The organism is Maribacter sp. (assembly GCF_049667165.1).
GTDB lineage: Bacteria > Bacteroidota > Bacteroidia > Flavobacteriales > Flavobacteriaceae > Maribacter_A.
Genome location: NZ_JBATHS010000026.1, coordinates 1 through 17,844, shown reverse-complemented (window position 1 = coordinate 17,844; position 17,844 = coordinate 1). Strand labels below are relative to the sequence as shown.

Genomic DNA, 17,844 nt, shown 5'->3' with positions numbered 1-17,844 from the left:
TCGAAGCTATTGGCTTTCCTTAAAGAATTGTTGATTGATATTGTCAATGTAGGCCAGCAGTTCTTCCCTTCCAATATTTTTTGAGGATGAGGTGATAAAATGGTTGGGAGCCTCTTCCCAAACACCATCGAGCAGTTCCCTTATATAAACAGCCACGTTTTTTTCAATGGTCTTTGCATTTAGTTTATCGGCTTTTGTGAAGACGATGCTGAATGGAACCGCGTTTGCGCCTAAATATTCCATAAATTCCAAATCAATGCTCTGGGGTGCATGGCGAATATCGACAAGAACGAACGCGCTGACCAATTGTTTGCGTTTTAAAAAATAATCAGTCACGTATTTCTGAAAAGTTTTCTTGCTTTTTTTTGAAACACGGGCGTAACCATAGCCTGGCAAGTCTACCAAAAACCAATTCCCATTGATCTTAAAATGGTTTATGAGTTGTGTCTTTCCGGGACGTCCAGAAGTTTTGGCCAAACTCTTACGTTCAGTCAACATGTTGATGAGCGAAGATTTACCAACATTGGATCGACCTATGAAAGCATATTCCGGTAAAGGCTCATTAGGGCATTTGGCGACATCGGAATTGCTGATCACAAAGTCGGCCGACTTGATTTTCATGTCAACTAGGTTTAGAAATTGCGCTTTTTTAACCAGGCGCCCAGAATTTCATTAAACTGGTTCGGATGCTCCATCATGGGTGCATGGCCACATTTCTCTATCCAGAATAATTCCGAATCAGGCAATAATCCATGAAATTCCTTGGCCACATTCGGTGGGGTCACAGAGTCGTTTTCCCCCCAGATAATACACGTTGGTGTTTTCATCTTGGGCAGGTCTTTGGACATGTTGTGCCTTATGGCACTTTTGGCGATGGCCAACGTCTTCACTAATTTTATCCTGTCATTGACCGTTGCAAAAACCTCGTCTACAATTTCTTTTGTCGCGACGGCGGGGTCATAAAATACATCTTGGGCTTTTTTCTTTATAAACTCATAGTCACCGCGTTTAGGGTAGCCATCGCCCATTGCACTTTCGTATAGGCCAGAACTCCCCGTAATGACCAAAGCCCTTACCATTTCAGGATATAATTTTGTGTGTAACAAACCAATATGGCCGCCTAGGGAATTACCCAACAGAATCACATCCTTAAGGCCTTTGAACTCGATGAATCTTTCGAGGTATTTCGCAAAACTTTTTACGTTGGTCTTCAATAAGGGCATGGTATAAATCGGTAGTTCAGGAATCAATACCTTATACCCTTTTTTCGGAAAATATTCAGAGACCCCTTTGAAATTGCTCAACCCTCCCATAAGACCATGTAGAATAATTATCGGGGTTCCTTCTCCCTTCTCGATATATCGGTATTTGCCGTCGGTGATGATTTTTTCTTCCATGCAGAATGCTTCTGGTCTTAAGAGGCAAATATAGGCAATTCCGTAAATAATTATCCATTGCTACGCTTAGTAATTGCAAACAAGGGCGTTTAAGACCAACCGGGCATTTTTCGATCCACACCAACCATCTTGAATGTTAATGCCTTAAGTATAGGCACGCCAAATTTTCATGATTTTATCAACAAAGTGGTAAATAGTGGTAAATAGTGGTAATAATTTCTATATATTTGAGTTTTAATTAAAGAAACCAACCTTCGGAGTGATAAATTTTAACGAAGCATACTATTGTAAAGCCGATGCCAAAGGTAGGGTAATGTTACCATCCACCCTCAAAAATAGGCTATTACCCGTTCTTGCGGAAGGCTTTGTTTTAAAGCGTTCGGTCAGTGGTGCTTGTTTAGAACTTTGGCCCATGTCCCAATGGGAAGATATGATGCTGAAAATCAAAAAACTCAATCGCTTCGTTAAAAAGAACAATGACTTCATTCGCATTTTCATGGCAGGTGTCAAAGAAGTTGAAATAGATAGTGCCGGAAGGTTGTTGATTCCAAAAAACCTAATGTCGATAGCAGGTATTGTAAAAGAAATAGCATTGAGTCCTTCTGTCGATATAATTGAAATATGGGATAAGGATAGTTATGAGTCGGCTATAGAAATAACGGATGAGGAGTTCGAGGTTTTAGCTGAGGACGTAATGGGGGGCCATGATGAAAATATCCCCGATGTATCATAACCCTGTTCTTCTAAAGGAGGCTGTTGATGGTCTGGACATCAAAGCGGATGGAGTTTATGTGGATGTGACCTTTGGAGGTGGTGGACATTCCAAGGAAATATTGAAAAGACTTGGTCCTAAAGGAAAGTTGTTGGCATTTGATCAGGATGAGGATGCATTGGCCAACAAATTGGAAGATGAACGATTCACACTGATCAATGAAAATTTTAGGTATATAAGGCAGTTTTTAAAGTTCTATGGCATTCAAAAAGTAGATGGTATTCTGGCTGATTTTGGGGTTTCATCGCATCAGTTCGATAGGGCCGAGCGGGGTTTCTCCACACGATTCGATGCGGATTTGGATATGCGAATGAGCAAAAAAAGCCCGGTTTCTGCCTATGACGTGGTGAATTCCTATTCATACGATGATTTGAGAAGGGTTTTGTTTCAATATGGTGATTTGCGCAATGCAAATGCCATGGCCAATACGATTATCGAGAGTAGGGCAATGGCCCCGATAAAGACTTCGAACCAATTGAAAGAGGTTTTGCATCGGTTTTTGCCCAAGCACAAAGAACATAAGATTCTTGCCCAGATCTATCAGGCGATTCGTATCGAGGTAAACCAGGAGGTAGCGGTGATTAAGGAATTCTTAGAACAAGTGCCCGAATTATTGGGCCCTGAGGGTAGATTAAGTGTGATCAGTTATCATTCCCTAGAGGACCGTTTGGTGAAACGTTTTATAAGATCGGGGAGGTTTGAAGGCGAGCCAGAGAAGGATTTTTATGGGAATATCACCGTTCCCCTAAAGAAAGTTGGGGGTTTGATCGTACCGTCAAAAGAAGAAATAGCAACTAATAATAGGGCGCGAAGTGCCAAATTACGATTAGCGGAACGCAATTCATCATAGCAATGAAAAAAGGGATTTTAGATGTACTCAAAGGTAAGTTTTTGGTAAGCGGTGACGCCCCTAAAAACTGGTTGTTCATAATTTTTATCTCGTTTTTGGCAACCGTCATGATCGGTAGTTCCCATAGCGCAGATAAAAAGGTCCATCAGATTGCAGCTTTAAATGAGGAAGTGAAGGAGTTGCGAAGCGAATTTGTGGATCTGCGATCCAATGTGCAGCGCTTAAAGTTGGAATCCACAATAACCAGGACGGTTGAAAAAAAGGGTTTGTACCCTTCTGAAACTCCTCCTAATAAAATTAAGGTAAAATCAATTAGGGAATAATGGCAGTTACCGAAAAAGGGATATTGAACAGATTATATGTTGTAGCGGGATTTCTTTTCCTGTTCGCCTGTGCTGTGCTCTTTAAACTGGTAAGCATACAAATGGTTCATGGTGATAAATACCGTGATCTGGCCTTAAAAAGAACGGAGAAAATGTTCACCATTGCTCCCAACCGGGGTAATCTGTATTCTGATGATGGCAGTTTGTTGGCTACCTCGGTCTCAAAATATACCATTCGATTTGATGCGGTGACCGTGGCGGATGCCGATTTTAAAACCAATGTAAAACCACTTTCCGAAGCGCTATCGAAGCTTACGGGCAAGACCGCTTCCCATTACCAACAACTCTTGTACAAGGCTAAAGAGAATAAGAATAGATACACGCTTCTGGTTAGAAATCTCGATTATTCGGATTATATGGCCGTTAAGGATTTTCCATTATTACGCAAGGGTCCTTATAAAGGCGGTTTGATCGTTGAGCAACATACCGTAAGGGAACACCCCTTGGGAAAGATCGCGGAACGCAGCGTTGGTTATGAACGAAAAGATGAAAATGGATATTATACCAGGGTAGGCCTTGAGGGTGCATTTGGTCAATATTTGCGTGGTGTGGAAGGCAAACGTTTAAAGCAAAAAATAGCCAAAGGACAATGGAAGCCTATCGGCATGGACAACATCGTCGAGCCTAAGGATGGGTATGATGTGATTTCGACCATAGATATCAATATTCAGGATATTGCCCATCATGCGCTGTTACGGCAATTGGAACATTATAAGGCAGATCATGGTACGGTCATCGTCATGGAAACCGAAACGGGTGAGATAAAAGCCATTTCCAATTTGGGAATGACCAAGGGAGGTAAATATTATGAACGATTGAATTATGCGATCGGGGAGTCCCATGAACCTGGGTCAACTTTTAAATTAATGAGCTTGGTCGCTGCTTTAGAGGATAAGGTTATAGATACCAGTTCGGTCATCGATACTGAAAAAGGATACTGGAAAATCTACAATCATCGGGTAAAGGACTCTAAGCATGGCGGATATGGTAAGATTTCAATGGCCAAGGCCTTTGAGGTATCCTCAAACACCGCTTTTGCGAAAACAATCCACAATGGGTACAAGGATGCCCCATCAAAATATGTAAACCGTCTTATGGCCATGGGTATTGGCTCAAAAATCGGCCTTCCTGTCAAAGGTGAGGGTGAACCGGTTTTGCGATTGCCGGGCGATAAAGGGTGGTCAGGTCTATCGTTGGCCCAAATGGCCTATGGATATGAGGTTTCTATGACGCCCTTGCAGATTCTTACTTTTTATAATGCCATTGCCAATGATGGCGAAATGGTTAAGCCCAGATTGATCAAAGAGGTGAAAGAATGGAACAGGACCGTTTTGAAATTTAAGAAGGAAGTCATCAATTCGGCCATATGTTCTAAGGAAACGGTTGCCCAAGTGCAGCAATTGCTAAAAGATGTAGTTGAGAAAGAACACGGTACAGGCCATAGGTTGTACTCGCCTAATTTTTCAATGGCCGGCAAGACCGGTACGGCACAGAAGAACTATGTGTCGAAAGATCCTGACAAACTGAGGTACATTTCGACCTTTGCAGGATACTTTCCTGCAGAAAGCCCGAAATACTCCTGTATCGTAGTGATCCATGAGCCCGATAAGAGTGTTGGGTATTATGGAGCAGACGTTTCTGGTCCGGTTTTTAAATCCATAGCCCAAAAGGTGTATGCCACCAACCCCTTGATTGATGAGGTTGAAATACTGGGAAAAGAGAATCAAGAATTAAATGATTCCTATCAAATATATTATGCGGAAGCGCAGAAAAAACAAAATAAGGTGCCCAATGTAAAAGGGATGAGTGGCATGGATGCTATCTCCATCCTTGAAAACCTCGGTATCAAAGTGGAAGTACATGGAAATGGAAAAGTTAAAAAACAGTCTATTTCCCAAGGAACAGAAATAAATAAGGTCGATATCATAGTATTAGAACTTTCATGAAGCTACTCAAGGACATATTATTTGGGGTTGGACTTACCGCTGTGAGCGGCTCGACCAATGTATTGATGAACAATCTGTGCTTTGATTCGCGAAATGTTGGTTTGGACGATGTTTTCGTGGCCATAAAAGGAACCTTGATGGATGGTCATGATTATATTGGCAAAGCCATCGATGCGGGAGCTATAGGCATACTCTGTGAAAAAATGCCGGAACAATTGGTCAATGGTGTGACCTATGTCGAGGTCGATAATGGTAACAGGGCCTTGGCAATAATGGCTTCTAATTTTTATGGGAATCCATCCCGGAACCTGAAATTGGTAGGGATAACCGGCACCAACGGAAAGACGACCGTTAGCAGTCTTCTATATCAATTGTTCAAAAAGGCAGGTTTTAAGGTCGGTTTGATTTCCACAATAAAAATAATGGTCGATGAACAAGAATATGCCACAAGCCATACCACTCCTGACGCCCTGACAATAAACAAGCACCTTCGACTAATGAATGAAGAAGGTGTTGAGTATTGTTTTATGGAAGTGAGCTCACATGGCATTCACCAAAAAAGAACCGAAGGTCTGGTCTTTGAAGGTGCTGTGTTTACAAACCTGACCCATGATCATTTGGATTACCATAAGACTTTTGCCGAATATCGTGATACCAAGAAATCATTGTTCGACAATTTATCGAAGAAGGCTTTTGCCCTAACAAATGTCGATGACAAAAATGGATTGGTAATGCTTCAAAATACAAAGGCCAGAAAATATACCTATGCTTTACGATCCTATGCTGATTATCGGGCCCAAATACTCGAAAATCAATTCGATGGCCAGCTCTTGAAGATTAATGGTGATGAACTATGGACCAAACTTATTGGTCATTTTAACGCCTACAACATTTTGGCGATTTATGCCACCGCCGATGTATTGGGGTTGGAGAAATTGGAAACCCTGCGTTTGTTGAGTGGATTGGAAAACGTTGACGGAAGGTTTCAATATTATATATCAAAGGATAAGATTACGGCTATAGTTGATTATGCCCATACGCCGGACGCCCTAAAAAATGTGCTCGAGACAATCGGCACGTTGAGGACTGGAAATGAAAACGTCATCACCGTTGTGGGGTGTGGTGGCGATAGAGACAAGTCTAAGCGTCCGGTAATGGGCAATATCGCCTCACAAATGAGTGACAGGGCCATTTTTACCTCTGATAATCCACGTAGCGAATCCCCTTCGGTAATCATTGAAGAAATGGAGGTCGGTGTAGAACCACAGAATGTAAAAAAAGTATTGTCTATTGAAAATCGCAAACAGGCCATCAAAACGGCATGCCAAATGGCAATGGCCAAGGATATTATCCTAATTGCCGGTAAAGGACATGAATCGTATCAGGAGACTAAAGGAAAACGTGTTGATTTTGATGATTTCAAAATAGTGAGGGAAGTACTTAAAAGTATGGATAAATAATAAAAACAAGGAATGTTATATTACCTTTTTGATTACTTGGAAAAAGAATACCAACTGCCTGGAGCGAGCCTCTTTGGGTTTACCACGTTTCGCGCGGCCATGGCCATTCTTTTGTCTTTATTCATCGCCACAGTATATGGTAAAAAGGTAATCCTCTTTCTGCAACGTAAACAAATTGGCGAAAGTATCCGGGATTTGGGCCTTGACGGCCAGGAACAAAAGGCGGGTACCCCTACCATGGGTGGGTTGATCATTATTATGTCCACCTTGATTCCAGTTCTACTTTTCGCCAGATGGTTGGATAACATTTATATCATTTTGTTGATTATCACTACCATTTGGATGGGGACTATTGGTTTTGTTGATGATTATATCAAAATATTCAAGAAAGACAAAAAGGGTCTTAAAGGAAGGTTCAAGATTTTGGGGCAAGTGGTTTTGGGCTTAATCGTTGGGGCTACTTTGTACTTTCATCCGGAAGTTACCATGCGCGACAACGATCAAAGCATTATCACTGAACAATATACTGTCGTACAGGTAAAAGGCAAGGATATTAAATCCACAAGAACAACGGTTCCCTTTATCAAGAACAATGAATTCGATTATGGCAGTCTTATAGCTTGGGCCGGTGAAGGCGCCAAAGATTATGTCTGGTTGATATTCATTCCCATGATCATATTGATAGTTACAGCGGTTTCCAATGGGGCCAACCTAACCGATGGTATTGATGGTTTGGCAGCGGGTACATCGGCTATAATCGTATTCACCTTGGGTATTTTTGCCTGGGTATCGGGAAATATCATTTTTTCCGATTATTTGGACATTATGTACATCACCGGGGTAGGTGAATTATTGGTGTTTGTAACTGCATTCGTAGGGGCCTTGATTGGTTTTCTGTGGTACAACGCCTTTCCAGCTACCGTTTTTATGGGCGATACCGGTAGTTTGACCATAGGTGGGGTAATTGCAGTAATTGCTATAATCATTCGGAAGGAATTGTTGATACCCATTTTATGTGGAATCTTCTTTGCCGAGTCCATCTCTGTAATGTTACAGGTCGGGTATTTTAAATATACCAAGAAAAGGTCGGGAGAGGGCAAACGAATATTCTTAATGGCACCCTTGCATCATCACTATCAAAAAAGAGGATATCACGAAAGTAAGATTGTAACCCGTTTTTGGATTGTCGGGATCCTTTTGGCGATTATAACGGTTGTGACCCTCAAAGTACGATAGATGAAACGATTGGTCATCCTTGGGGGAGGGGAAAGCGGTGTAGGAACCGCCCTGTTGGGATTAAGAAAAGGATATGAAGTCTTTGTTTCCGATAAAGGGGAAATGAATAAAAAGTATAAAGACGTTCTTGAACATTTTGGGATTAATTGGGAAGAAAAAAAACATTCAGAGGATAAGATCCTAAATGCGGATGTGGTCATGAAAAGCCCTGGCATACCTGACACGGCACCCTTACCGGTTGCATTAAGGAAGAAAGGCATACCGGTAATCTCCGAGATTGAATTTGCATCAAAATACACCGATGCGTTGATCATAGGAATAACCGGGAGCAATGGCAAAACCACAACAACCATGCTTACCAACCATATTTTGAAGGAAGGTGGGGTAAGTGTAGGTATGGCCGGAAATATTGGGGATAGTTTCGCCAAGATGGTGGCCGAAAATGATTTCGAACACTATGTGTTGGAAATAAGCAGTTTTCAGTTGGACGGTATCGTTGATTTTAAGCCTCATATAGCCATCATAACCAATATTACGCCAGACCATTTGGATCGGTATGCGTACAAGTTCAAAAAGTATGTGGCCTCTAAATTCAGAATCGCGGAGAACCAATCGGCGGAAGATTATCTCATCTATGATGCCGATGATCCTGTAATCGTCGACTGGTTGGCCAAGCACCCGATTAAATCCCGGTTAATGCCATTTTCAATTGAAAAGGAATTAGATCAAGGGGCATTTTTGAAGAACAATAACATAATTATTAAGATTAATAACGAGACCATAGAAATGACAACAAGCGCACTGGCACTGGAAGGAAAGCATAATTTAAAGAATACCATGGCTGCTTCGACTGCAGCAAAGCTTATCGGAATCCGTAAGGAGACCATACGGGAAAGTATTGCAAATTTTCAGGGCGCCGAGCATCGGTTGGAAAAGGTGTTGAAGATTCAACATGTGCTATATGTCAATGACTCCAAGGCCACGAATGTGAATGCCACATATTATGCTTTGGATAGTATGAGTACCCCAACGGTATGGATTGTTGGAGGTATTGATAAAGGTAATAATTATAAGGAATTGATGCCTTTGGTCCGTGAAAAGGTAAAGGCAATCATATGTTTGGGAAAGGATAATTCAAAGATTGTCGATGCCTTTGGCAATGTTGTCGATTTGATCGTTGAAACCTATGCCATGGAAGAAGCGGTAAAGGTAGCCTACAAAATTGCCGAACGCGGTGATACAGTATTGTTATCTCCCGCCTGTGCGAGTTTTGACCTCTTCAATAATTATGAAGACAGGGGAAATCAATTTAAGGAAGCCATTAAAAATTTATAGCGTGTTGAATTTCTTTAAAAATATGGAAGGTGATAAAGCCATTTGGGCCGTAGTGGCTCTTTTGGCCTTGTTTTCGTTTTTGCCCGTATACAGTGCCAGTAGTAATTTGGTATACGTGGTGGGAAACGGTACTACCACCGGGCATTTGGTAAAACATGCCTTTCTGTTGTTTTTAGGGTTTGGGATCATCTATGGCGTACATAAGATTCCAGTTCACTTTTTTAAGGGCCTATCCTTGATCGCGATGCCCATCGTCCTGGTATTGTTGATATTCACGTTGGCACAGGGAACAACAATCGATGGGGCCAATGCCAGTCGATGGATACGTCTTCCTTTGGTGGGTTTCACCTTTCAGACATCTAATTTGGCGGCCGTAGTTTTGATGATTTATGTTGCGCGATATTTGACAAAGATCAAAAATGATGTGATAACCTTTTCCGAAAGTATACTTCCACTTTGGGTACCCGTGTTTATCGTTATCGTTCTGATACTTCCCGCCAACTTTTCAACGGCGGCCATTATGTTTTCAATGGTACTTTTGTTATGCTTTTTAGGCGGATATCCTATAAAATATTTGATGGGTATTGTGGGTACGGGGTTGGTGTGCCTCACCATCTTCGTCTTGATTGCGAAGGCATCACCGGATCTCTTTCCCAATCGTGTGGATACTTGGATCAGTCGAGTTGAAAACTTTACAAACCCTGAGGATACCGAAGCTGATTATCAGATAGAACGGGCCAAAATTGCCGTTGTTTCTGGAGGTATTGTCGGAAAGGGCGCCGGTAAAAGCGTTCAAAAGAACTTCTTGCCTCAGAGCTCATCGGATTTTATCTATGCCATAATTGTAGAGGAATATGGATTGGTAGGTGGCTTTGTACTTATGTTTTTCTATCTGTTACTATTGTTCCGTATTGTGGTGGTCGCCAATGGCAGCCAAAGTGTATTCGGTAAACTTTTGGTATTGGGGGTGGGTTTACCCATTGTTTTTCAAGCCTTGATAAATATGGCAGTGGCTGTTGAGCTGTTTCCTGTTACGGGCCAGACCTTGCCCTTGATAAGTAGCGGTGGCACTTCAAGTTGGATGACGTGTTTGGCAATAGGCATAATATTAAGCGCAAGTAGAAAGAGTCAAATTGCGGAAAAAAATGATGTTGAGATCGATGATACGAACCCTTTAGAAGTATTGAGTGGGCAACTATAGGTTTATATTATCTGGGGGTGGTACTGGGGGACATATTTACCCGGCGATCGCCATAGCGAACGAGTTGAAAAAAAGACATCCGAAGGCCGAGTTTCTTTTTGTTGGGGCGAAGGATAGGATGGAGATGGAGAAAGTTCCCCAGGCTGGGTACAAGATTGAAGGATTGTGGATCTCGGGGTTACAAAGGAAACTGACCCTTAAGAATTTGATGTTTCCTATAAAATTGATAAGTAGTTTGTTGCGAGCCCGTAAAATAGTGTCAAAGTTCAAACCCCATGCCGTAATAGGTACTGGGGGATTTGCCAGTGGGCCTTTATTAAGGATAGCTTCAGGCCGGGGTATACCTTGTGTGTTGCAAGAACAGAACTCCTATGCGGGGATAACGAATAAATTATTAAAGAATAAAGTGGCCAAGATATGTGTGGCCTATGATGGCATGGAAACTTTTTTCCCATCGGAAAAGATCGTGAAAACCGGCAACCCCGTTCGCGGCGATTTGGTGACTTTGGGATTGGATAAAAAAGAGGCCTTGGACTTTTTCGGGTTGAATGTAGCCAAACCTACGCTATTGGTATTGGGAGGAAGCCTAGGGGCTAGGCGAATCAACCAATTGATAGAGCAAGAATTGGATTATTTCAAGGACCACGGTATGCAAGTCATTTGGCAATGCGGGAAACTTTATTATGAGGAATATAAAAAATACGATTCAAAAGAAGTAAAAGTCCTTGATTTCTTGAACAGAATGGATTTCGCCTACATCGCAAGTGATATTATCATATCACGGGCAGGGGCGAGTTCGGTTTCCGAACTCTGTATAGTTGGGAAACCCGTACTGTTCATTCCATCGCCTAATGTGGCCGAAGACCATCAAACAAAAAATGCCATGGCCTTGGTACGGGAAAATGCAGCCGTCATGGTCAGGGAACGGGATTTGGATATGGACTTTGAAAAGGTTTTCTCAGAGGTATTCCTGTCCAAGACAAAACAAGAACAATTGGCAATAAATATCAAGAAATTGGCAATGCCAAATGCAACAGTGGCCATTGTTGATGAAATTGAAAAATTAGTAAAAGACTAAATGAATCTTAAAGATATACATAACGTTTATTTAATCGGCATTGGCGGTATAGGTATGTCGGCCCTTGCGCGTTATTTTAAGTTCATTGATAAGAAAGTAGCTGGGTATGATAAAACCCCAACACCTCTCACAAGGGAACTGACCGAAATCGGTATAGACATCCATTATGAAGATGATGTCAATGCCATCGATAAAGCCTTTATGGATCGTGGGCATACCTTGGTGGTCTACACCCCTGCCGTTCCCGAAAGTCATTCTGAATATCAATATTTTGTAAAGCACGGATTTAAGGTCAAGAAACGTTCCGAGGTTCTTGGAATCATTACCAAAGATTCGTTTTGTTTCGCAGTGGCAGGTACCCATGGTAAAACGACGACCTCAAGCATATTAGCACATTTGCTTAATGAGACCGGTATTCCGTTGACTGCATTTTTAGGAGGGATCTCAGAAGACTTTAACAGTAATTTTCTGTTTACGGGCGATACCTATTCCGTGGTCGAGGCCGATGAATATGACCGTTCCTTTTTACGACTTTATCCCGATGTGGCCTGTATAACCTCTATGGACGCTGATCATTTGGATATTTATGGCACCAATGATGAATTGGCAAAATCATTCAAGGAATTTGCAGACAAGTTGCAACCCGATGGCAAGTTATTCGTGCGCAATGGATTGCCTTTGGAGGGAATAACCTATGGCATTGAAGATGGTTCGGATTATTGTATTCAAAATCTGGCGATCGAGAATGGGGTTTATATTTTTGATTTATGTACCCCTGAAACAATTGTAAAAGGGGTGAAGTTCAATAAGCCTGGAAAGCACAACTTGCTCAACGGCCTGGTTGCTTTTGCCATGGCAATTGAGGCAGGCTCCTCCCTAGAACATCTGGCCAAGGCCTTGGAAACCTTTAAAGGGGTAGAACGAAGATTCTCGTTCAAGGTGAAAAATGACGATTTTGTGTTCATTGATGATTACGCACACCATCCTACCGAAATAAATGCGGTTTTTGATGCCATTTCGGAAATGTATCCGAATAAAAAGGTGTTGGCGGTTTTTCAGCCACATCTATTTTCAAGGACCAGGGATTTTGCCGATGCATTTGCCCAAAGTCTCTCAAATTTCGATAGTGTCGTATTGCTCGATATTTACCCTGCACGGGAAGAGCCCATTGCGGGAATCACTTCTTCCTGGTTACTCGATAAAATCATAAATCCAAGAAAAAAAATCGTAGAAAAATCGAACCTCCTTCAGGAAATCAAGGCGCAAAACCCTGATGTTTTGGTGACCATGGGTGCAGGGGACATTGGATTGGAAATCTCAAAAATAAAAAAAGAACTGGAACATGCGAATTAATTGGAATTACATAAAGTTGATAGCCCTAATACTCGTCATTATGGGGCTTTATGCATTTTCTAACCATAGAAGTGAGCGCAAAACCGTTAATGGTCTTACTATAGAATTCGTTGGGGACCAGAACCTCTATATTACCCAAAGCATGGTTAATAAATTGTTAATACAAAATTATGGGCCACTTACAAATGTCCCTAAAGAAAAATTAGTTTTGAATACTATAGAGAAGGTCATTGAGGCCAATGAAATGGTGAAAAGTGCCCAAGTTTATCTTACTGTAAACGGAGAGCTTACGTCTAAAATCGTGCAACGTAGGCCAATCGGACGAATTGAGGGGAAGTCTAAATTTTATCTTGATGATGAAGGAAAGCGTATGCCATTTTCCATAAGTCATTCTGCTAGGGTTCCTATAATCACGGGTAAGGTATCGGGAGAAAGTCTTGAGGATGTTTATGAAATTTTAAAATACATAAACAAAGATGATTTCTTGCGCAAAAATGTGATTGGCATTCATATAGAGGATGTGGACAATTACCAATTGAAGTTTAGGATGGAGCAGTTTGTTGTGAATTTGGGGGGGATAGATAATCTGGAAGAGAAATTCAACAACTTCAAGGCCTTTTATGCAAAAGCGAACAAGGACAAAACCTTGGAACAATATGATATAGTAAGCTTAGAGTTTAACAATCAAGTAGTGTGCACCAAAATATAATATAAAGATGGAAGAAGGTAAATATTCAGTTGGTTTAGATATCGGAACAACCAAGATTGTTGCCATAATCGGTAAGGAAAACGAATATGGAAAGATTGAAATACTGGGTATCGGTAGATCAAAAAGCTTGGGGGTGCACAGGGGTGTGGTCAATAATATTACACAGACGATTAAATCCATTCAACAAGCCGTTGAAGAGGCCGAGGTCAATTCAGGCTTAAAGATCGGCTCCGTGGTGGTCGGTATTGCGGGCCAACACATCCGTAGTTTGCAGCATAGTGATTATATCACCAGGGCAGATGCCGAAGAGGTGATCAATGAAGACGACCTTGACAGGCTTTGCAATCAAGTGTACAAATTGGTAATGCTTCCCGGTGAGGAAATAATACATGTGCTGCCTCAGGAGTATAAGGTTGACGGACAAGCAGAGATCAAAGAGCCCATAGGAATGTATGGCGGACGATTAGAGGCCAATTTCCATGTGGTTGTAGGTCAGGTTTCCTCTATTAAGAATGTGGGAAGATGTATTAAAAGTGCCGGATTGGATTTGGGAAAAATAACCTTGGAACCTTTGGCATCATCCGATGCAGTGCTGAGTCAGGAAGAAAAGGAAGCAGGTGTGGCATTGATCGATATAGGCGGTGGCACTACTGATTTGGCGATTTTCAAAGACGGAATCATAAGGCATACGGCGGTCATCCCGTTTGGTGGGGGCGTCATCACCGATGATATAAAAGAAGGATGTTCAATAATCGAAAAGCAGGCCGAGTTGTTGAAGATCAAATTTGGATCGGCATGGCCCGGTGAGAATAAGGACAATGAGATTGTATCCATTCCTGGTCTAAGAGGTCGTGAGCCCAAGGAGATCAGCCTTAAAAATCTTTCTAAGATCATACATGCGAGGATTGTTGAGATTATAGAACAGGTGTATGTCGAAATCAAAAACTACGGTCACGAAGAGCAAAAGAAAAAATTGATTGCAGGCATAGTTCTTACCGGTGGTGGTAGTCAATTAAACCATTTAAAGCAATTGGTGGAATATATTACCGGAATGGACACCAGAATAGGATATCCCAATGAGCATTTGGCGGGGGATTCCGATGAAGAAGTTGCAAGTCCATTATATGCGACTGCCGTGGGGCTACTTATGAATGCCGTTAGGAATAGTGGTAAGGAAAAAAATGCCGAGCATACCGAAACACATGAAGAAATGGTATATGCCGAGCTTGACGAAACGAAGACAGGCACCAAGACCCACAAAGGAGAACGAAAAACAGTATTTGACAAATGGTCCGAAAAATTGAAGGATTTCTTGGACAACGCTGAATAGCAAGCGTAAAAAAAATAAACACTTTTAAGAACCAGTAATAAAAACAGTATGAGCAAGAACACTGAAATGGATAGTATCTCTTTTGATTTACCTAAGAACCAAAGCAATGTCATTAAGGTCATTGGAGTTGGTGGAGGAGGTAGCAACGCCATAAACCATATGTTTCAAGCCGGCATAAACGGAGTTGATTTCATTATCTGTAATACAGATGCCCAGGCTTTGGATAATAGTCCAGTTCCCAATAAAATACAACTTGGTGTGTCCTTGACCGAAGGCTTGGGTGCCGGGGCCAATCCAGAAGTTGGTGAACAGGCGGCCATTGAAAGTATGGAAGATATTAAAGCCATGCTCGGTAATACGACCAAAATGATATTCATTACCGCAGGTATGGGTGGGGGAACTGGTACTGGTGCAGCCCCTGTTATTGCAAAGCAAGCTAAGGAAATGGATGTTCTCACAGTAGGTATTGTGACCATGCCTTTCCAGTTCGAGGGAAAAATGCGTTGCGAACAAGCTTTGAAAGGTATTGAAAAACTTCGTGGAAATGTTGACTCGCTCATCGTCATCAATAATAATAAATTAAGGGAAGTATATGGGAATTTAGGATTTAAGGCAGGCTTTTCAAAAGCGGATGAGGTCTTGGCCACAGCTGCCCGGGGTATCGCCGAAGTAATCACACACCACTATACGCAGAATATAGATTTACGTGATGCCAAAACCGTACTTTCCAATAGTGGAACGGCCATTATGGGTTCAGCCTTAGCGTCTGGTTCTTCAAGGGCGAATGAGGCTATAATGAAGGCGTTGGATTCACCATTATTGAACGACAATAAAATTTCGGGAGCCAAAAACGTATTGTTGTTGATCGTTTCAGGATCACAGGAAATCACCATAGATGAAATCGGTGAGATCAACGATCATATTCAGGCTGAGGCCGGACATAGTGCCAATATCATTATGGGAGTCGGTGAAGATGATACCATAGGGGAGGCGATTGCCGTAACCGTTATTGCTACTGGGTTCAATATCGAACAACAGGATGATATAGTAAATACGGAATCAAAAAAGATCATCCATACCCTTGAAGAAGAACAAAAAGCTGAAAAGGATCTAACACCCCAACATATTGTTCATCAATTGGTTGTGGATGAGGAGGCTAATACTAGGTCCGTTACTAAATCGGGAGTGGAAGAATTCGATGGTTTGGACCTGATTCCTACGACGAATTATATCAGGAATTTCAATGTATTTTATGAAGAGGTCATCGCCGAAAATGTTTCCGAGGATGATTTTGTGATTTTTGAAGCCAAGGATGGGGTTAATGACATTGAGGTTATTGAGCCAGAAGTACTTTCTGCGAAAATGGTTGAAAAAGATCAATTCGCCATTAGTTTTGATATGCCCTTGAATGAATCCAAAGAAGAAGAGGAAAATGTGAATGTCATTACGTTTAATTTGGATGATGAAGTCAAGGATATGGACGTGAACGGACATGTGGAGGTTATTCCAGTATTGGAATATAATAAGGAAGGGGAGACACGCTATAGTCTGGATGATTATATGGAATTGGAAAACCAATTGACCGGTGCCAAATCAAAAGCTGAAGAGTTTGAGCCCAAGATCATCGAGGATGAATTGGTTTTCGAAAGGAAAACCATTGAGACCAAAGGTGCTGAAAAGATACAAGGACGTACCCAAGAAGACACGGATCCTATGGACAGTCCAATAGAGGAATTGTTAAAGCAACGTGCCGACGAACGTAGAAGAAAATTAAAGGATTTCAATTATAAGTTTCAAAACAACCTTAGTAATATCGATGAAATCGAAAAGGAGCCTGCCTATAAACGTCATGGGGTTGATTTGGATGAAAACCCTGTATATAAGAAGGTTTCAAGAACAACCTTGAGTGAGGACAGCAACGATGAGATCCAGTTGCGGTCCAACAACTCATTTTTACACGATAACGTGGATTGACCACTTGTTGAACAACCTGCTTTAAACCCGAAAATAACTCAAATTTTCGGGTTTATTCTTTATCTTCGTATCCCTAAAAGCGTAAGGCCATGAGTTTACAAGAACAGATTATGGATCAAATGAAAACAGCGATGAAAGCGAAGGATACTGTCGCCCTGGAATCGCTGAGGGCCATTAAATCAGCCATACTTTTGGCGCGGACCAGTGGGGCGGGAGGTAGCCTTTCTGAAGCCGATGAAACCAAATTGGTTCAAAAATTAGTGAAGCAACGAAAGGACAGTGCCGCTATCTTTACCGAACAAGGTAGGGATGATTTAGCAGCTCCCGAATTGGCACAAGCGGCCATAATCGAACAATTCTTACCTGAGCAATTGACCGAAGCGGAAATCGAGAAAGTGGTTGTGCAGACGATTGATGTACTTGGGGCCGAGGGTATGAAGGATATGGGTAAAGTTATGGGTATGGTGTCAAAAGAGTTGGCAGGACAAGCAGATGGAAAAACCATTTCTGCGATTGTAAAAAATAAGTTATCTTAGCGCGCTCTTAAGGAAATGTATTTATAAGAACGGCCCCGTGGCGCAACTGAATAGCGCATCAGATTTCGGCTCTGAGGGTTGGGGGTTTGAATCCCTCCGGGGTCACGAATAAGTCAACAAAAGTTGAAAACGAAGCAAGCTAAAAAACATAGCTTGCTTTTGTTTTTTAGGGCGTGTAGTTTTCTTTTGTTGACTTTCAAGGCGGAGCCTTTTAGGGAAGGGCGCGAGCCAATCCCTCCCTCTAAGTGTTCGGTTACCAATCAAGGCGGAGCCTTGTAGGGAAG

At 41.8% G+C, this 17,844-nt stretch carries 16 protein-coding genes and 1 tRNA gene; 15 read left to right on the top strand and 2 right to left on the bottom strand.

What is annotated here, in order from left to right; genetic code table 11:
• Positions 1 to 6 precede the first annotated feature (6 nt).
• Together yihA and WBM98_RS01090 are read right to left on the bottom strand one after the other, a co-directional pair.
• Positions 7 to 621, bottom strand: a complete 615-nt coding sequence (yihA, locus tag WBM98_RS01095) for a ribosome biogenesis GTP-binding protein YihA/YsxC (protein WP_424364165.1) — start codon at positions 619 to 621, stop codon at positions 7 to 9.
• Positions 622 to 632: 11 nt separating this feature from the next.
• Positions 633 to 1,397, bottom strand: a complete 765-nt coding sequence (locus tag WBM98_RS01090; RefSeq protein WP_424364164.1) for an alpha/beta fold hydrolase — start codon at positions 1,395 to 1,397, stop codon at positions 633 to 635.
• Between the two features lie 259 nt (positions 1,398 to 1,656).
• On the opposite strand from WBM98_RS01090, the gene WBM98_RS01085 reads away from it, so the two are divergent.
• The 15 genes from WBM98_RS01085 to WBM98_RS01015 all read left to right on the top strand — a co-directional run bounded on the left by WBM98_RS01085 (position 1,657) and on the right by WBM98_RS01015 (position 17,665).
• Entirely contained in the window at positions 1,657 to 2,130 is a 474-nt protein-coding gene (locus WBM98_RS01085) for a division/cell wall cluster transcriptional repressor MraZ (protein ID WP_424364163.1), read from the top strand.
• Positions 2,105 to 3,019, top strand: coding sequence for a 16S rRNA (cytosine(1402)-N(4))-methyltransferase RsmH (gene rsmH / locus WBM98_RS01080; protein WP_424364179.1), 915 nt, complete (start codon positions 2,105 to 2,107; stop codon positions 3,017 to 3,019). The genes WBM98_RS01085 and rsmH overlap by 26 nt, the downstream gene beginning before the upstream one ends.
• 2 nt (positions 3,020 to 3,021) lie before the next feature.
• Positions 3,022 to 3,342, top strand: coding sequence for an FtsL-like putative cell division protein (locus tag WBM98_RS01075; protein WP_424364162.1), 321 nt, complete (start codon positions 3,022 to 3,024; stop codon positions 3,340 to 3,342).
• Positions 3,342 to 5,348, top strand: coding sequence for a penicillin-binding protein (locus tag WBM98_RS01070; protein ID WP_424364160.1), 2,007 nt, complete (start codon positions 3,342 to 3,344; stop codon positions 5,346 to 5,348). The genes WBM98_RS01075 and WBM98_RS01070 overlap by 1 nt, the downstream gene beginning before the upstream one ends.
• Entirely contained in the window at positions 5,345 to 6,808 is a 1,464-nt protein-coding gene (locus tag WBM98_RS01065) for a UDP-N-acetylmuramoyl-L-alanyl-D-glutamate--2,6-diaminopimelate ligase (protein WP_424364159.1), read from the top strand. Before WBM98_RS01070 ends, WBM98_RS01065 begins: the two co-directional genes overlap by 4 nt.
• Positions 6,809 to 6,820: 12 nt before the next feature.
• Positions 6,821 to 8,044, top strand: coding sequence for a phospho-N-acetylmuramoyl-pentapeptide-transferase (gene mraY / locus WBM98_RS01060; RefSeq protein WP_424364158.1), 1,224 nt, complete (start codon positions 6,821 to 6,823; stop codon positions 8,042 to 8,044).
• Entirely contained in the window at positions 8,045 to 9,379 is a 1,335-nt protein-coding gene (gene murD / locus WBM98_RS01055) for a UDP-N-acetylmuramoyl-L-alanine--D-glutamate ligase (protein WP_424364157.1), read from the top strand. It begins immediately after the preceding gene.
• Between the two features lies 1 nt (position 9,380).
• Complete coding sequence (locus WBM98_RS01050; RefSeq protein WP_424364156.1) at positions 9,381 to 10,580, top strand: FtsW/RodA/SpoVE family cell cycle protein; 1,200 nt, start codon at positions 9,381 to 9,383, stop codon at positions 10,578 to 10,580.
• Positions 10,567 to 11,658 (top strand): undecaprenyldiphospho-muramoylpentapeptide beta-N-acetylglucosaminyltransferase, encoded by a 1,092-nt coding sequence (gene murG, locus WBM98_RS01045; protein WP_424364155.1) that lies wholly within the window; start codon positions 10,567 to 10,569, stop codon positions 11,656 to 11,658. Before WBM98_RS01050 ends, murG begins: the two co-directional genes overlap by 14 nt.
• Positions 11,659 to 13,011 carry a UDP-N-acetylmuramate--L-alanine ligase gene (murC, locus tag WBM98_RS01040; protein WP_424364154.1) on the top strand — a complete coding sequence of 451 codons (1,353 nt, stop codon included), beginning with the start codon at positions 11,659 to 11,661 and terminating at the stop codon, positions 13,009 to 13,011. It begins immediately after the preceding gene.
• Complete coding sequence (locus tag WBM98_RS01035) at positions 13,001 to 13,720, top strand: cell division protein FtsQ/DivIB (protein ID WP_424364153.1); 720 nt, start codon at positions 13,001 to 13,003, stop codon at positions 13,718 to 13,720. Before murC ends, WBM98_RS01035 begins: the two co-directional genes overlap by 11 nt.
• Positions 13,721 to 13,727: 7 nt before the next feature.
• On the top strand, positions 13,728 to 15,050 hold the full coding sequence (gene ftsA, locus WBM98_RS01030; protein WP_424364152.1) for a cell division protein FtsA: 1,323 nt from the start codon (positions 13,728 to 13,730) through the stop codon (positions 15,048 to 15,050).
• Positions 15,051 to 15,098: 48 nt separating this feature from the next.
• Complete coding sequence (ftsZ, locus tag WBM98_RS01025) at positions 15,099 to 17,024, top strand: cell division protein FtsZ (RefSeq protein ID WP_424364151.1); 1,926 nt, start codon at positions 15,099 to 15,101, stop codon at positions 17,022 to 17,024.
• An 89-nt stretch (positions 17,025 to 17,113) separates the two neighbouring features.
• Positions 17,114 to 17,560 carry a GatB/YqeY domain-containing protein gene (locus tag WBM98_RS01020; RefSeq protein ID WP_424364150.1) on the top strand — a complete coding sequence of 149 codons (447 nt, stop codon included), beginning with the start codon at positions 17,114 to 17,116 and terminating at the stop codon, positions 17,558 to 17,560.
• A 31-nt stretch (positions 17,561 to 17,591) separates the two neighbouring features.
• A tRNA-Arg gene (locus WBM98_RS01015) sits at positions 17,592 to 17,665 on the top strand.
• Positions 17,666 to 17,844 lie beyond the last annotated feature (179 nt).

Bases quoted from the DNA above. Each gene is read 5' to 3' on its own strand.
- yihA (WP_424364165.1), bottom strand. From the start codon at position 621: ATGAAAATCAAGTCGGCCGACTTTGTGATCAGCAATTCCGATGTCGCC.
- WBM98_RS01090 (WP_424364164.1), bottom strand. From the start codon at position 1,397: ATGGAAGAAAAAATCATCACCGACGGCAAATACCGATATATCGAGAAG.
- rsmH (WP_424364179.1), top strand. From the start codon at position 2,105: ATGAAAATATCCCCGATGTATCATAACCCTGTTCTTCTAAAGGAGGCT.
- WBM98_RS01075 (WP_424364162.1), top strand. From the start codon at position 3,022: ATGAAAAAAGGGATTTTAGATGTACTCAAAGGTAAGTTTTTGGTAAGC.
- WBM98_RS01070 (WP_424364160.1), top strand. From the start codon at position 3,342: ATGGCAGTTACCGAAAAAGGGATATTGAACAGATTATATGTTGTAGCG.
- WBM98_RS01065 (WP_424364159.1), top strand. From the start codon at position 5,345: ATGAAGCTACTCAAGGACATATTATTTGGGGTTGGACTTACCGCTGTG.
- mraY (WP_424364158.1), top strand. From the start codon at position 6,821: ATGTTATATTACCTTTTTGATTACTTGGAAAAAGAATACCAACTGCCT.
- murD (WP_424364157.1), top strand. From the start codon at position 8,045: ATGAAACGATTGGTCATCCTTGGGGGAGGGGAAAGCGGTGTAGGAACC.
- murC (WP_424364154.1), top strand. From the start codon at position 11,659: ATGAATCTTAAAGATATACATAACGTTTATTTAATCGGCATTGGCGGT.
- WBM98_RS01035 (WP_424364153.1), top strand. From the start codon at position 13,001: ATGCGAATTAATTGGAATTACATAAAGTTGATAGCCCTAATACTCGTC.
- ftsA (WP_424364152.1), top strand. From the start codon at position 13,728: ATGGAAGAAGGTAAATATTCAGTTGGTTTAGATATCGGAACAACCAAG.
- ftsZ (WP_424364151.1), top strand. From the start codon at position 15,099: ATGAGCAAGAACACTGAAATGGATAGTATCTCTTTTGATTTACCTAAG.
- WBM98_RS01020 (WP_424364150.1), top strand. From the start codon at position 17,114: ATGAGTTTACAAGAACAGATTATGGATCAAATGAAAACAGCGATGAAA.